The sequence below is a fragment of the Streptomyces sp. NPDC001508 genome, assembly GCF_040298665.1.
Classification (GTDB): Bacteria; Actinomycetota; Actinomycetes; order Streptomycetales; family Streptomycetaceae; genus Streptomyces.
In genome coordinates, this window is sequence record NZ_JBEPAP010000015.1 from 93,529 (window position 1) to 108,525 (window position 14,997).

At 72.6% G+C, this 14,997-nt stretch carries 15 protein-coding genes; 9 read left to right on the forward strand and 6 right to left on the reverse strand.

The window, feature by feature from the left end:
• The first annotated feature begins 236 nt into the window (after window positions 1–236).
• From ABT245_RS16685 to mscL, 6 genes are all read left to right on the forward strand, one after another.
• Complete coding sequence (locus ABT245_RS16685) at window positions 237–1,745, forward strand: potassium/proton antiporter (protein ID WP_351734196.1); 1,509 nt, start codon at window positions 237–239, stop codon at window positions 1,743–1,745.
• 459 nt (window positions 1,746–2,204) lie between these two features.
• On the forward strand, window positions 2,205–3,497 hold the full coding sequence (locus ABT245_RS16690) for an MFS transporter (RefSeq protein ID WP_351734102.1): 1,293 nt from the start codon (window positions 2,205–2,207) through the stop codon (window positions 3,495–3,497).
• Between the two features lie 67 nt (window positions 3,498–3,564).
• Entirely contained in the window at window positions 3,565–3,903 is a 339-nt protein-coding gene (locus tag ABT245_RS16695) for an FmdB family zinc ribbon protein (RefSeq protein WP_351734104.1), read from the forward strand.
• A 103-nt stretch (window positions 3,904–4,006) separates the two neighbouring features.
• Window positions 4,007–4,840, forward strand: coding sequence for an S-methyl-5'-thioadenosine phosphorylase (locus ABT245_RS16700; RefSeq protein ID WP_351734106.1), 834 nt, complete (start codon window positions 4,007–4,009; stop codon window positions 4,838–4,840).
• 298 nt (window positions 4,841–5,138) lie between these two features.
• Window positions 5,139–5,681 (forward strand): CpaB family protein, encoded by a 543-nt coding sequence (locus tag ABT245_RS16705; RefSeq protein WP_351734108.1) that lies wholly within the window; start codon window positions 5,139–5,141, stop codon window positions 5,679–5,681.
• A 138-nt stretch (window positions 5,682–5,819) separates the two neighbouring features.
• Window positions 5,820–6,278 (forward strand): large conductance mechanosensitive channel protein MscL, encoded by a 459-nt coding sequence (gene mscL / locus ABT245_RS16710; RefSeq protein WP_351734110.1) that lies wholly within the window; start codon window positions 5,820–5,822, stop codon window positions 6,276–6,278.
• A gap of 19 nt (window positions 6,279–6,297) precedes the next feature.
• On the opposite strand, the gene ABT245_RS16715 is transcribed toward mscL, so the two are convergent.
• Window positions 6,298–6,474, reverse strand: a complete 177-nt coding sequence (locus ABT245_RS16715; protein ID WP_351734112.1) for a hypothetical protein — start codon at window positions 6,472–6,474, stop codon at window positions 6,298–6,300.
• A 100-nt stretch (window positions 6,475–6,574) separates the two neighbouring features.
• Here ABT245_RS16715 and ABT245_RS16720 point away from each other — a divergent pair, with 100 nt between their 5' ends.
• From ABT245_RS16720 to ABT245_RS16730, 3 genes are all read left to right on the forward strand, one after another.
• A complete protein-coding gene (locus tag ABT245_RS16720; RefSeq protein WP_351734114.1) occupies window positions 6,575–7,819 on the forward strand; it encodes a low temperature requirement protein A in 1,245 nt (414 codons plus the stop codon).
• Between the two features lie 446 nt (window positions 7,820–8,265).
• Window positions 8,266–9,294, forward strand: a complete 1,029-nt coding sequence (locus ABT245_RS16725; RefSeq protein WP_351734116.1) for a P1 family peptidase — start codon at window positions 8,266–8,268, stop codon at window positions 9,292–9,294.
• Window positions 9,295–9,599: 305 nt separating this feature from the next.
• Window positions 9,600–10,346 carry a DUF6227 family protein gene (locus tag ABT245_RS16730; protein WP_351734118.1) on the forward strand — a complete coding sequence of 249 codons (747 nt, stop codon included), beginning with the start codon at window positions 9,600–9,602 and terminating at the stop codon, window positions 10,344–10,346.
• A 42-nt stretch (window positions 10,347–10,388) separates the two neighbouring features.
• On the opposite strand, the gene ABT245_RS16735 is transcribed toward ABT245_RS16730, so the two are convergent.
• The 5 genes from ABT245_RS16735 to ABT245_RS16755 all read right to left on the reverse strand — a co-directional run bounded on the left by ABT245_RS16735 (window position 10,389) and on the right by ABT245_RS16755 (window position 14,977).
• Window positions 10,389–10,640 carry a hypothetical protein gene (locus tag ABT245_RS16735; protein ID WP_351734120.1) on the reverse strand — a complete coding sequence of 84 codons (252 nt, stop codon included), beginning with the start codon at window positions 10,638–10,640 and terminating at the stop codon, window positions 10,389–10,391.
• 107 nt (window positions 10,641–10,747) lie between these two features.
• A complete protein-coding gene (locus ABT245_RS16740) occupies window positions 10,748–12,940 on the reverse strand; it encodes a PTS fructose transporter subunit IIABC (protein ID WP_351734122.1) in 2,193 nt (730 codons plus the stop codon).
• Window positions 12,937–13,275: a hypothetical protein gene (locus ABT245_RS16745; RefSeq protein ID WP_351734124.1), complete on the reverse strand. Its 339-nt coding sequence runs from the start codon at window positions 13,273–13,275 to the stop codon at window positions 12,937–12,939. Before ABT245_RS16745 ends, ABT245_RS16740 begins: the two co-directional genes overlap by 4 nt.
• The gene (gene pfkB, locus ABT245_RS16750) at window positions 13,275–14,219 is read right to left on the reverse strand and encodes a 1-phosphofructokinase (RefSeq protein ID WP_351734126.1); all 945 of its coding nucleotides are present in this window, start codon (window positions 14,217–14,219) and stop codon (window positions 13,275–13,277) included. Before pfkB ends, ABT245_RS16745 begins: the two co-directional genes overlap by 1 nt.
• The gene (locus ABT245_RS16755; protein ID WP_351734198.1) at window positions 14,216–14,977 is read right to left on the reverse strand and encodes a DeoR/GlpR family DNA-binding transcription regulator; all 762 of its coding nucleotides are present in this window, start codon (window positions 14,975–14,977) and stop codon (window positions 14,216–14,218) included. Before ABT245_RS16755 ends, pfkB begins: the two co-directional genes overlap by 4 nt.
• Window positions 14,978–14,997: the final 20 nt, after the last annotated feature.

Consider the following 14,997-nt stretch of genomic DNA (forward strand, 5'->3'; position numbering starts at 1 on the left):
GGCAGGTCGGGCTGTGACTTTGAATGAGCGCTGGAGCAACCATAGGCGCAGGGCCGTGCGGCACTTGACCCGGAGTCGGGAACCAACGCGGACGGACGTTCGATCTTGCCTTGCCCAGCGTCAAGAAAGCGTCAAGAGTTAGGTAAGGTAATGAAGTAGTTGGGTGCGGAGTACCGCAGCCTCGATCGTGTACATGAGCGTCGCGCCTCCCGCGCGCGAGCCGGTGAAGGGATGCGCTGCTGACTGTCGACCACCTCAACCAGCTCCTGCTCGTCTGCTCCCTGGTCCTGCTGATCGCCGTGGCGGCGGTCCGGATCTCTTCGCGCAGCGGGCTGCCCAGCCTGCTCGTCTACCTGGGGATCGGCATCCTCATGGGCCAGGACGGCATCGCGAAGATCCACTTCAGCGATACCGAGCTGACCCAGGTCATCGGGTACGCGGCCCTGGTCGTGATCCTGGCCGAGGGCGGTCTTGGCACCAAGTGGAAGGAGATCAGACCCTCGCTGACCGCGGCCTCCACGCTGGCCCTGGGCGGCGTCGCGGTGAGCGTCGGGGTGACGGCGTCGGCCGCGCACTTTCTGGTCGGGCTGGAATGGCGGCAGGCCCTCATCATCGGGGCGGTGGTGTCCTCGACGGACGCGGCGGCCGTCTTCTCGGTGCTGCGCAGAATCCCCCTCCCCGCGCGCGTGACGGGCACACTGGAGGCGGAGTCGGGCTTCAACGACGCCCCAGTGGTCATCCTGGTCATCGCCTTCTCCACCGCGGGACCGATCGAGCACTGGTACGTGCTGCTGGGCGAGATACTCCTAGAGCTGGCCATCGGCGCGGCCATAGGGCTCGCGGTGGGCTGGCTCGGCGCCTGGGGCCTCAGGCACGTGGCACTGCCCGCCTCGGGTCTCTACCCGATCGCCGTGATGGCGATCGCGGTCACCGCCTATGCGGCCGGCGCCCTGGCGCACGGCAGCGGCTTCCTCGCGGTCTATCTGGCCTCGATGGTGCTCGGCAACGCCAAGCTGCCCCACTGGCCCGCCACGCGCGGCTTCGCCGAAGGGCTCGGCTGGATCGCCCAGATCGGCATGTTCGTCCTGCTCGGACTGCTGGTCACACCGCACGACCTGGGCGACGACTTCCTGCCGGCCCTGGTCATCGGCCTGGCGCTGACCATGGTCGCGCGTCCACTGAGCGTGGTGCTCAGCCTGGCGCCGTTCCGGGTGCCGTGGCGGGAACAGGTCCTGATGTCCTGGGCCGGGCTGCGCGGCGCCGTGCCCATCATCCTGGCGACGATCCCCATGGTGAACGGCGTCGCGGGCAGCCGCCGCATCTTCAACCTCGTCTTCGTCCTGGTCGTCGTCTTCACCCTGGTCCAGGGGCCGACGCTGCCCTGGCTCGCGCGCATACTGAAGCTCGGCGACGGAACGGAGGCGGCCGACCTCGGCATCGAATCGGCGCCCCTGGAGCGGCTGCGCGGGCATCTGCTGTCCTTCGAGATCCCCGAGGGTTCCCGGATGCACGGCGTCGAGGTGGGCGAGCTGCGCCTGCCGGCCGGCGCCGGGGTCACCCTGGTCGTGCGCGAGGGGAAATCGTTCGTACCGATGCCGACGACCGTGCTGCGGCACGGGGACGAACTGCTCGTGGTCACCATCGACCCCGTCCGCGACGCCGCGGAACGCCGGCTGCGCGCGGTCGCCCAGGGCGGCAAGCTCGCCGGATGGCTGGGCACGAACGGCGCGGAGGCGGGACGCTGAGCGCGCGCCGAGGGGGGTGAGGGTGCGCCAAGGGGGGTGAGGGGGCGCCAAGGGGGGTGAGGGGGCGCCAAGGGGGTGAGGGGCGCCAAGGGTGCCGAGTGCTCGTGAAGCCGAGTGCTCGTGAAGGGGGTGGGCGTGCGTTAAGGGCGCGTTTCGTACGGTTCACACCTTCCTCAATGCCAGGCGAACGTGCCTTGTGGTGCCCGCTTTCACAGGTGTGCGCCCCCTCGACCCCTGTATGGTGAAGGCACCCCTGATCGAACCAACTCTGTCTGACGCAGAGCTGGCGCGACCGTATGGCGGCCGGACGCCCCGAGGTGTGGGCGTCGGCATCTACCGCAGTTCCGCGCAAGAGGACAGCTCTCGGCGCCCCGCGAGGCGCGTGAACCGAAGGAGCGCGCTCCGGAGGTGAACGGCCCGGCAAGGGTCGCGCTACCAGGCGGCAGAAAGGCACGGGCCGTGGCGTCCACGGTCACCACCGAGCCGTCGGAGAACCCGGCGACACCGTCCCGCCCGGGATACGGACAACTGCTGCGCACGCGCGGCGCCTGGACGTTCCTGCTCCCCGGCTTCGCGGCGCGCCAGCCGTTCGCGATGCTCACCCTCTCCATCGTGCTGCTCGTGCGGCACACCACCGGCTCGTACGGTGCCGCGGGCGGCGTCGCGGCCGTCACCGGCGTCTCCATGGCGCTGTTCGCCCCCTACAGCGGGCGCCTCGCCGACCGCTACGGCCAGCGGGCCGTGCTGGTCCCCGGCGTCCTGGTGCACGCGCTGTCGGGCCTGTCCCTGACGGCGCTCGCCCTGGCGCACGCACCCCTGTGGGTCCTGTTCGCGGCGGCCGTGCCGACCGGCGCCTCGGTGCCGCAGATCGGCCCCATGGTGCGCGCCCGCTGGGGCGCGAAACTCCAGGGCTCCCCGCTGATGGCCACCGCCGCCGCCTTCGAGTCCGTCACGGACGAGCTGACCTTCGTCGTCGGCCCGCTGCTGGCCACGGCCCTGTGCACGACGGTCGACCCGGCCGCGGGCCTCGTCACGGAGGCCGCGCTGACACTCATCGGCGGTCTGCTGTTCGCCGCGCGCCGCAGCACCCAGCCGCCGGTTTCCAAGAGCGGCCACGCGCGCGTACGGCAGGCGTCCGCGCTGCTCGTCCCCGGTGTGCGCGTGCTGATCGTGACGTTCCTCGGCATCGGCTCGGTCTTCGGCGGCATGCAGGTCTCGCTCGCCGCGTTCAGCGAGTCCATCGGCGAACCCGGGCTGAACGGCGTCCTGTACGGCACCTTCGCGGCGGGCAACATGCTCTCCGGCGTCGTGTGCGGCGCCCTCGCCTGGAAGGCCACACCGCAGCGCCGCCTCGTGATCGGCTACACGGCCCTCGCACTGACCGCGGCCGCCCTGTGGACCGCCCATTCGGCGCTCCTGCTCGCCGGGTTCGGCCTGCTGGTCGGCATGTGCATCGCGCCCGCCCTGATCACCGGCTACACCCTGGTGGAGGACCTGGTCGCGGTCGGCGCCCGCACCGAGGCCTTCACCTGGCTGACCGGCGCGGTCGCGCTCGGCCAGGCGACCGCGGTCACCGTCGCCGGTCAGCTGGAGGACCGCCTGTGGGACGGCGCCGGATTCCTGGTGCCGCTGGGCGGCACCGTGCTGGCCCTGGTCACCCTGCTGGCACTGCGTTCCCGGCTGGTTCCGCCGTCCCGGCACCGTACCGTCGCGCGTGGCGTCGGTCACCGCTCGCCGGTCGCGGTGGACTGATCGACGGGAATACGTCACTATGGACCGTCGTTAGCACTCAACGACTGAGAGTGCCAGGAGGAAGACAGTGCCCACCTATCAGTATCAGTGCACCGAGTGCGGCGAGGGACTTGAGGCGGTGCAGAAATTCACCGACGACGCCCTGACCGAGTGCCCCAACTGCGGTGGCCGCCTGAAGAAGGTGTTCTCGGCGGTCGGCATTGTCTTCAAGGGCTCGGGCTTCTACCGGAACGACAGCCGCGGCTCCTCTTCGAGCAGCAGCCCCGGCGCCAAGCCCGCCGCGTCCGGCTCCTCGGACTCCTCCTCCGACACCAAGTCGTCGGCTTCCCCGAAGTCGTCGTCTTCGTCGGCGTCCTCCTCGTCGGCCGCGTCCGCGTCGAGCTCCACCGGCAGCTCCGCCGCCTGAGACTCCTCCCACGAGACCCCGCCGCCCCCCGGCGGTGGGGTCTTCGGCGTCCCTGGTCGGCGCCGCTTCCCCGGCGTTTTCACCGCGAGCTAGTGTGCTCGTCATGGCGAACGCAGAGATCGGCGTAATAGGCGGCTCGGGCTTCTACTCGTTCCTCGACGACGTGGCCGAGATCCAGGTGGACACACCCTACGGCGCGCCCAGTGACTCCCTCTTCCTCGGCGAGATCGCCGGCCGGAGCGTCGCCTTCCTGCCCCGGCACGGCCGCGGCCACCATCTGCCGCCCCACCGCATCAACTACCGGGCCAATCTCTGGGCCCTGCGGTCGGTGGGTGTGCGCCAGGTCCTCGGCCCGTGCGCGGTGGGCGGCCTGCGGCCCGAGTACGGGCCCGGCACCCTGCTCGTCCCGGACCAGTTCGTGGACCGCACGAAGTCGCGGGCACAGACGTACTTCGACGGGCTGCCGCTGCCCGACGGCACCGTGCCGAACGTGGTGCATGTCTCCCTGGCCGACCCCTACTGCCCCACCGGGCGGGCCGCCGCGCTGAAAGCCGCCCGCGGCCGGGACTGGGAGCCGGTGGACGGCGGCACGCTGGTCGTGGTGGAGGGCCCGCGGTTCTCCACCCGCGCCGAGTCACTGTGGCACCAGGCGCAGGGCTGGTCGGTGGTGGGCATGACCGGCCACCCCGAGGCGGCGCTCGCCCGCGAACTGGAGCTGTGCTACACGTCGTTGACGCTGGTGACCGACCTCGACGCGGGCGCGGAGACCGGCGAGGGCGTCTCGCATGACGAGGTGCTGCGGGTGTTCGCGGCCAATGTGGACCGGCTGCAGGGCGTGCTGTTCGACGCGGTGGCGGCGCTGCCGGACACCGCGGCACGGGACTGCCTGTGCGCCGGCGCGCTGGGTGGGATGGATCCGGGGTTCGAACTGCCGTAGGCGGTTGCGGGGGCGGACTGCGGCAGGCGTGCGGGGTGGGGTCGCCGTAGCCGGAACTTCACGTTCGGGTGGGCGAGTTGTCCACAGGCCGGCCGTCTTCCACCGGCTCCGGCGAGCGGCGGCGCGAGGCGTCATCGTGGCATCGCAAGCCGATTCCGCGCCGCAGGTGGTGGTCCTCATGTCCGTCTCTCCCCCGCACTTCTCCCAGCCGTCCCCTCCTTCCCCTCCCTCCCCTCCTTCCCCTCCCTCCTCTGCTTCTTCTCCCCCGCCATTCCCCACACCCTCTCCCGCGTCGTCGTTGCCGCCTCCGCTTCCCGTCCCGCGCCCGCTGGGCACCGACGCGCCGGCCACCTGCGAGATCCCTCAGTTCCCGCCGGTGCGGGTGCGCGGCGGGCGGTACGGACTGCAACGGCTGGTCCGGCACCGCGGGCGCGCCGTCGCGGCCGGCATCGCGGTCACCGCCGCCGCGCTCGTGGCGGCCGGGCCGCGCGCCACGACGGATCCGCACCGCACCGAGCGGGCCCGCGGCCACCCCGCGGTCGAGCCCGTACGACGGCCCGACGCGGTCGAGACGGTGACGGCGCCGGTACGGATCGCCGATGCCGCCACCGTCCGGCTGCTGCGGCCCGGTGACCGGGTCGACGTCGTCGCCGCACAGGATCCCGCCACGGGCGGCGAGGCCCGCGTGCTCGCGCGCGGGGCGCGGGTGACAAGACTGCCGGAGCCCCTGGACGGCGCCGCGGAGAGCGGGGCGCTCGTCGTGCTCCTGGTGCCGCGTGACACGGCGGCCCGCCTCGTCGGGGCGAGCGCGACGGCACGGCTGGCGGTGACGCTGTGCTGAACCAGCGCACACATTGCCTTGACGACACGCTGTCAAGTCGCTCGTTCGAGGGAAGAAATTCGACAGGATGGCCGTATCGTGCCGTAGGTTGCGGAGCGCTTTGTTCCACACCCTGTGCGCACGAGGAGAGTCCCCGAGGTGAGCGAGAAGAAGGAACCGAGCGTCTGGCAGGGCTTCAAGGCCTTCCTGATGCGCGGCAACGTCGTCGATCTGGCGGTCGCGGTGGTCATCGGCGCCGCCTTCACGAACATCGTCAACTCGGTGGTGAAGGGGATCATCAACCCGCTGGTCGGGGCGATCGGCACACAGAACCTCGACCACTACAGCTCGTGCCTCAGCTCGTCGTGCACGGGCACCGACGGCATCCAGCTGATGTGGGGCTCGGTCCTCGGCGCCACGCTGAGCTTCGTGATCACCGCCGCGGTGGTCTACTTCCTGATGGTGCTGCCCATGGCGAGGTATCTGGCCCGGGTGGAGGCCCGCAGGAAGGCCAGGGAGGGCACGCGGGAGGTCATCGAGGTGACCGAGCTGGAGGTGCTCAAGGAGATCCGCGACGCGTTGGTCGCACAGCGCGCCTCGGGCCCCGACGGGCGATAGCGGCCCCGCGGGGTCCGCATCACAGGTGGTGCGGGGGCTTCTCGTCGAGGAAGCGCTTCAGGTCGGCGGCGGCGTCGGCGTCACCGGTCTCGCCCCAGCCGCGGTCCGTGTCGTCCGAGGACTGCTGGGTGAGCGGGTCGTCGAAGACGAGCGCGGCCCTGGGGTCGCGCGGCTCGGGGGCGGGGGCGGTGGTCATGCCTCAAGGGTACGGGCCCGGCCCTCCGTTCCCCGGACCCGTGCCCGCAGGTGAACTGGCCCACAAGATTTCGGTGAGGTTTTCTGCTGTGCTGAGAGGCATGACGCCCAGTTCCACTCCGCCGCCCGCCTCCGCGGGTGTGCCGCAGCCACCCCGTCCACTGCGCCGGCTCACCGCCCGTGGACGCGGTGAGCCGCACCGCGTCGCCACGCCGCTCGAACTCCTCTTCGATCTGTGTTTCGTCGTGGCCGTCGCACAGGCGGGCGTCGAGCTGGTGCACGCGGTGGCGGAGGGCCACGCGGGCAACGGCATCCTGAACTACGCGATGCTGTTCTTCTCCATCTGGTGGGCCTGGATGAACTTCTCCTGGTTCGCCTCGGCGTACGACAACGACGATGCGCTCTACCGCGTCGTCACCCTCGTCCAGATCGCCGGCGTCCTGGTCCTGGCCTCGGGGATCTCACGGGCGTTCGAGCATCATGAATACCTCGCGGTCTGGGTCGGCTACGTGATCATGCGGCTGGCGATGGTCGCGCAATGGCTGCGGGCCGCGAGCACCGCGGAGGGCGCCGAGCGGACCACGGCCCTCAGATACGCCGGCGGCGTGCTGCTCTGCCAGGTCGGCTGGCTCGGCCTGGTGGTGCTGCCGACGCCCGCGCGCCCCTGGGTGTTCCTGGTGATGGTGATCGCGGAACTGTGCGTGCCGCTGTACGCGGAGCGGCACCACAGCACCACCTGGCATCCGCATCACATCGCCGAGCGGTACGGGCTGTTCACGATCATCGTGCTCGGCGAGACGATCGCCGCGGCCACGGTCGCCGTGAAGTCCGCCGGGGCCGAGCACGGCGCCCTCAGCACGCTCCTGCCGATCGCGGCCGGCGGCCTGTTGATCGTCTTCTCGGCCTGGTGGATCTACTTCGCGGTGCCCATCCACGGGCATCTGCGCTCCAGCAGAGAGGCGTTCCTGTGGGGCTACGGCCACTATGTGATCCTCGCCTCGGCGGCCGCGATCGGCGCCGGACTGGAAGTTGCGGTCGAGGAGGCGGTGGGCAAGGCGCATCTGTCGACCCTGTCCGCCTCGGCGGCCGTCACCCTGCCCACGGCGCTGTACCTGCTGACGGTATGGGCCCTGCACGCCCGCCACTTCAAGGCGGGCATCGGCCAGCAACTGGTGCTGCCGATAACGGCGTTGCTGGTGATCTGCTGCACCTTCCTGAGCCACTGGGCGGTGCTCGCGGCGGGCATCGTGGCCGCCTTGGCGGTGACGACAGAAGTCGCCCTGACAGCCCGCGCCACACCACACGGACCCGGAAGGAAGGCAAGACAGGCCACCTCCCCCGCCTGACCCCGCGAGCCACGTCCACTGCCCGCCCCCGCAAGCCACGTCCAGCATCTGACGCCATGGGCTATGTCCAGCATCTGACGCCATGGGCTACGTCCACTGCCTGACGCCATGGGCCACGTCCGCCGCCCGACCCCGGCGAACCAAGCTCCCTCCCCGGCCCGGCCGCACCTGCCCCGAGCAACGACACCCGGCCGCACCCGGCCGAGCACCCGGCCCAGCCAACGCCCGGCGGCGGCCCAGCCGCACCCGCCGACCAGCCCAGCACGTACCGGGTATGACCCTCGGCCACCCCAGGCAGCCACCGGCCGGCATGCCCTGCCCGGCACCCTGCCCGGCGCCATCTGCCCGGCCGCCCGCCCGTATCCGCACCGTCCCACAACCCCCAAGCGTGCCCGCCCGTAACCTCGGCGTCCTGGGGGCTCGTCTCCGGTAGGAGACTGGCCGGCATGACAGTTGACGCATTGACGGACGTCGCCGGGCTGCGGGTGGGTCACGCGACCCGCACCGGTGGTGGACAGCTCACCGGGACCACGGTCGTCCTCGCCCCCGAGGGCGGTGCCGTGGCCGCCGTGGACGTGCGGGGCGGCGGGCCCGGCACCAAGGAGACCGACGCCCTGGACCCTCGCAACCTGGTGCGCACGGTCGAGGCGGTCGTGCTCACCGGCGGCAGCGCGTACGGCCTCGACGCGGCGTCCGGGGTGATGGCCTGGCTGGAGGAACGCGGGCGCGGAGTGCGGGTCGGGGCGGACCCCGCACACGTCGTGCCGGTGGTGCCCGCCGCCTGTGTCTTCGACCTCGGGCGGGGCGGCGACTTCCGGGCGCGCCCGGACGCTGCCACGGGGCGCGCCGCGGTCGAGGACGCCGCGGCGAGCGCCCCTGGCGCGCCGGTCCCCGAGGGGTGCGTGGGCGCGGGTACGGGCGCCGTGGTGGGGCAGCTCAAGGGCGGGGTCGGCACCGCGAGCACGGTCCTCGGCTCGGGGATCACGGTGGCCGCGCTGGTGGTGGCCAACGCCGCGGGGTCGGCGCTGGATCCGCGGACGGGTGTGCTCTACGGGGAGTTGTTCCAGGGGCGGGTGAGGTATCCGGAGGCGCGCGTTCACGAGGCCGCCGGCCGGCGCCTGGCCGAGGCCGCCGCGCGGAACCAGGCGCCGCCGCTCAACACCACGCTGGCCGTGGTCGCCACCGACGCGGACCTCTCGAAGGCGCAGGCGCAGAAGGTGGCGGGGACCGCTCACGACGGCATCGCGCGGGCCGTTCGGCCGGTGCATCTGCTCAACGACGGGGACACGGTCTTCGCGCTGGCCACGGGGGAACGTCCGCTCGACGCCGGGAACCCGCTCGCGCTCAACGAGATCCTCGCGGCCGGAGCCGACATGGTGACGCGGGCAATCGTGAAGGCTCTGCGGGCCGCGGAGCCGGTGGCCGGAGCGGGCGGGGCATGGCCGTCGTACGAGGAGTTGTACGGCACCCGGTAGGCGGCCCGGCGCGGGGCGGGCGCAGGGCGCGGTGCCGTGGAGCCTGCCGTACCGTACCGTCCGCCCCGAGGACGGGCTCAGCGGCTGGAACATGCCGGCGGGCCGGCGGATCGCGGGCGGCGCCACCCGAGCGGCAAGTGCCCTCCGACCGGCGGTTTTTGACGGGACATCGGGCTGCACGGGAACTTACCCGGCCGCCCCCGCGTTTTCGTGGCGTACGTTTTCTCGGTTCCCGGGCATGATGCCCGGTCGAGGGGCTACGGTATGCACCCACAAGGTGACATGCAGCAACGCCGGGAGAAGCCTTGAGCGTTCCGTACGAGACGGCAGCGTACGAAGCCGCCGAGTCGCCCGAGTCTCCGGAGGAGCACCTCGCGCGGCTCCTCGGCCGCGCCCTGAACTCCTTCGAACTGCCCGACGAGGCGATACAGCGGCTCGACTGCGCGCTGGCGCACGACAGTTCGCTGCACTCCGCCCACCACAGCGCCGGCCTGCACCGGGAGACGTACCGGCACACCTGGCTGCTCACGGACGGCTCCGCGGTCACGCTCTGGGAGCTGGTGCACAACACCGCGCCCGGCAGCGAGCCCCAGCACGAGGTGTACGCGGACGAAGAGGAGCTGCACGTCGCCACCGCCCGGCTGCCGCTGCCGTCGGAGGACCCGGACTTCGCGCTGCCGGTGCTGGTCCAGCTGCCGCCGGTCCCGGCACCGCGGCACGCATACCTCCCGGACGACTCCGCGGACCATGCGCGCCGGCTGCTGCGCCGCGCGGAGAACGCGGACCGGCCGGACCGGGAGACGGCCGCGCTGCTCACGACGGCGTTCGCGCACCAGATCTCCCAGGCCTTCGGCCGCCCGGGGCGGGCCGACGGGGCAAGACTCGGCTACGCGCTGTACGAGCACGCGTTCCTGCTGTGCGACGGCAGTGAACTGTCCCTGTGGGAGGTCGAGCACACGGCGACACCCGACAGACGGCACATGTGCGAGGTGTACGCCACACAGGACGCGGCCCGCGCCGCCATGGAGCGCCGGGCGGCCCGCCGGGCCTGAGAGCGCCCGGGCCCGGCGGGCCGGTGCGCCGCGCGGCGCTCGTCAGCGTCGGCCGAGCCGCCGTACCAGGCCCGCGAACGCGTCCTGTTCCGCCGGGGTGAGTTCGACGGCCTCCAGATGGGGGGCCGCCTGACGCTGGCGCGGAAGCCCGGACAGGGCGTGGCCCGAACGCTCGGCGGCGCCCCCGGAGCGGGCCCGGCGCACCAAGAGCACCAGCACGGCCGTCCAGGCGACCGCTGCCAGGACCAGCAGGGTCAGGCCCAGCATCGCGAGGATCGAGACGTCATCAGGCATGCGCTCCAGTAGACACCACGGTCCGGACCTTACGGCCCGGACAGTGATCTATCTCGCAGGTGCCGTGAATCACTCACAACACCCCAAACAGGTAGGCGCGTCGGCGCCTACGCGGCCACCGTCTGCTTCGTCTGCGCCGGTGCCGTGGACGGGTTCGCGGCCGGTTCCGCGGTGCCCGCCGGGGCCGGCCTGCGCATCCCCTTGAGGAGGACGACCAGCGCCGTCGTGACGCACACGCCGGCCGCGATGGCGACCAGGTAGAGCAGCGGGTTGCCGATCAGCGGGACCACGAAGATGCCGCCGTGCGGGGCGCGCAGGGTGGCGCCGAAGGCCATCGACAGGGCGCCGGTGACGGCGCCGCCGACCATCGAGGACGGGATGACGCGCAGCGGGTCCGCCGCCGCGAACGGGATCGCGCCCTCCGAGATGAAGGAGGCGCCCAGCACCCAGGCGGCCTTGCCGTTCTCGCGCTCGGTCGGTGTGAAGAGCCTGCCGCGCACGGTCGTGGCCAGGGCCATCGCCAGCGGCGGCACCATGCCGGCCGCCATCACCGCGGCCATGATCTTCATGGCGGAGTCGCTGGGGCTCGCGACCGCGATGCCGGCCGTGGCGAAGGTGTAGGCGACCTTGTTGACCGGGCCGCCGAGGTCGAAGCACATCATCAGGCCGAGCAGGCCGCCCAGCAGGACGGCGTTGGCGCCGCTGAGGCCGTTGAGCCAGTCCGTCATGCCCTTCTGCGCCGAGGCGATGGGCTTGCCGATCACGACGAACATCAGGAATCCGACGATCGCCGAGGAGATCAGCGGGATCACCACCACCGGCATGATGCCGCGCAGCGCCGTGGGGATCCGGACCTTCTGGATCGCCAGCACCACGCCACCGGCGATCAGACCGGCCGCCAGGCCGCCGAGGAAGCCGGCGTTGATGGTCAGCGAGATGGAGCCGCCGACGAAGCCGGGGACGAGACCGGGACGGTCCGCCATGCCGTAGGCGATATAGCCGGCCAGCACCGGGACCAGGAAGCCGAAGGCCACACCGCCGATCTGGAACAGCAGCGCGCCCCAGCTGTCGGCCTGGGTCCACACGAAGTGGTCCATGACCGAGGGCGCCTTGTTGATCTTGTAGCCGCCGATCGCGAAGCCGAGGGCGATGAGCAGGCCGCCCGCGGCGACGAAGGGGACCATGTAACTGACGCCGGACATCAGCCACTTGCGGAGCCTGGTGGCGTAGCCCTCGGTGGAGTCGCCGGAGCGCTCGACCGGGGTGCCGCCCGGCTCGGCGGCGGCCGTCACCTCGCCGCGTTCGGCCTTGTCACGGACCTCGGCGATCAGCTCACCGGGGCGGTTGATGCCCGCCTTCACTCCGACGTCGACGGTCGGCTTGCCGGCGAAGCGGTCCTTGTCACGGACCGGCACATCGTGCGCGAAGATCACGGCGTCGGCCGCCGCGATCACGGCCGGGTCGAGCCGGGTGAAACCGGCCGAGCCCTGTGTCTCGACGACGACCTCGACGCCCGCCCCACGGCCCGCGTTCTCCAGCGACTCGGCGGCCATGTAGGTGTGGGCGATGCCGGTCGGACAGGAGGTGACGGCGACGATCCGGAACGGTCGCCCCGCCACGCCGGAAGCCCCGTCCGCGGCGGCCTGGTCCGACGCGTTCGACGCGTTCGACGCGTTCGACGCGGGAGCGTCCTGGTCAACCGCACTGCCCGTGCTGCCCGCTGTGGCGCCGGCGGAGGCCGCCGGCGGCGCCACAGCGGTGTCCTCGGAGCCGTGCGCGCCACCGGCGGCGGCGCCGCGGGCGGCCTCGGTCACCCCGTCGGTGTCCTCCGCGGCCCGCGTCGGCTCGGCCGTCGGCAGCTTGTCACCGCGGATCAGCGCCGCCGCCGTCCGCGGGTCGGCCGCCGACCGCAGCGCGGACGTGAACTCGGTGTTCATCAGTTGCCGGGCCAGCGACGACAGGATCGTGAGGTGGGCGTCGTCGGCACCGGCCGGCGCCGCGATCAGGAAGATCAGGTCGGCCGGACCGTCCGCCGCACCGAAGTCGATCCCGGCGGCGCTGCGCCCGAAGGCCAGCGTCGGCTCGGTGACATGCTCGCTGCGGCAGTGCGGGATGCCGATACCGCCGTCCAAGCCGGTCGGCATCTGCGCCTCACGGGCGGCCACGTCGGCGAGGAAGCCCTCCAGGTCGGTCACCCGGCCCAGGGCCACCATGCGCTCGGCGAGGGCGCGTGCCGCCGCTTCCTTGGTGTCGGCGGACAGGTCGAGATCGACCAGGTCCGCGGTGATCATGTCGCTCATCGCGGGCTCCTTCGCTCGCGTATCGCCCGGGGAGTCGGGTGGACGGGAGAGGTGGGGACGGGGGTGGTGGAGACGGCAGAGGTGGAGACGAGGGTGGCGGAGACGGCAGAGGTGGGGACGGGGGTGGTGGAGACGGCAGAGGTGGAGACGAGGGTGGCGGAGACGGCAGAGGTGGAGACGAGGGTGGCGGAGACGGCAGAGGTGGAGACGAGGGTGGCGGAGACGGCGGTGGTGTGGGGGGCGGTGAGGGTGGGCGCGGTCGGTGATGAAGCGCCGGGCCGGCTCCGGACCGGTTCGCGGGCGTGGGTCGGCGCGGGGGTCGTACGGCCGCTCATCACACCGGCTCCATGAGTTCGCGGTCCGTCGGGGGCCGTTCCGTGAGGGTCACCGCCGCCGGGTCCAGGTCGGCCGGTGTCGGCATCACGCTGCCGGGCAGCTGGACGGCCGCCGCGCCGTGCGCGACGGCGGAGGCCAGCGCCTCGGGGCCGCTGCCGCCCGCGATCAGGAAACCGGCCAGGGACGCGTCACCGGCGCCGACATTGCTGCGTACGACGTCCACGCGGGCGCTGCCGAACCAGGCGCCCGTACCGTCCACGAGCAGCTGCCCGTCGGCGCCGAGGCTCGCGAGCACGGCCCGCGCGCCCCTCTCGCGCAGTTCCTCGGCCGCCTTCACCGCGTCGCCGACCGTCGCCAGGGGGCGTCCCACGGCCTCCGCCAGTTCCTCGGCGTTCGGCTTCACGACGTCCGGGCGCTCGCGCAGCGCCGCCAGCAGGGCCGGACCGGAGGTGTCCAGCGCGATGCGTGCGCCGACGGCGTGCGCCCGCGCGACCAGGTCGGCGTACCAGGCGGGTGCGAGTCCGCGCGGCAGGCTGCCGCAGCAGGCGATCCAGTCCGCGTGCCGGGACTGCCCGCGCACCGTCTCCAGCAGCAGTTCCTGCTCGGCCGCGGACAGCTCGGGACCGGGTGCGTTGATCTTCGTGAGCACCCCGTCGGCCTCCGCGAGGGCGATGTTCGAGCGGGTGGCCCCGGCGACCGGGACCGGGGCGACCTCGATGCCCTGCGCGTCCAGCAGTTCAGCGACGAGCGCGCCCGGTGCCCCGCCCAGGGGCAGCACGGCGACCGTGCGGCGTCCGGCGGCGGCCACGGCGCGCGAGACGTTCACGCCCTTGCCGCCGGGGTCCATGCGCTCGCCGGTGGCACGGATGACCTCGCCGCGCTCCAGCGCGGGGACCTCGTAGGTGCGGTCGAGGGACGGGTTGGGGGTGACGGTGAGGATCATGCGCGCACTACTTCCGTACCGCCGCGCTCGATGGCGGCGGCGTCCTCGGGGCTCAGCCCGCTGTCGGTGATCAGCAGGTCCACGTCGCCCAGGTCGCCGAAGCGGGCGAAGTGTTCCTGGCCGTGCTTGGCGGAGTCGGCGAGCAGGACCACGCGGCGGGCCGCGGCGACCGCCGTGCGCTTGACCGCCGCCTCCGCGAGGTCGGGGGTGGTCAGACCGTGCTCGGTGGAGAAGCCGTTGGCGGCGACGAACAGCAGGTCGGCGCGGATCTCGCCGTAGGCGCGCAGCGCCCAGGCGTCCACGGCGGCCCGGGTACGGTGCCGGACCCGCCCGCCGACCAGATGGAGCTGGATGCCCGGATGGTCGGCGAGGCGCGCCGCGATCGGCAGGCTGTGCGTGACGACCGTGAGCTGTGCCTCCAGTGGGATGGCCGCGGCGAGCCGGGCCACCGTGGTGCCGGCGTCGAGGATCAGCGTGCCCTCGGCCGGCAGTTCGGCGAGGGCCGCCTTGGCGATGCGGTCCTTCTCGTCGGCGGCCGTCGACTCGCGCTCGGTGAGGTCCGGCTCGAAGTCGAGGCGCCCGGCCGGGATGGCGCCGCCGTGCACCCTGCGCAGCAGGCCGGCCCGGTCGAGGGCCTTCAGGTCGCGGCGGATCGTCTCCGCGGTGACCTGGAACTCCTCGGCCAGCGACACCACGTCGACTCGGCCGCCCTCACGGGCCAGCCGCAGGATCTCCTGCTGCCGCTCCGGTGCGTACATGCCCACGTGCCTCCGAACCT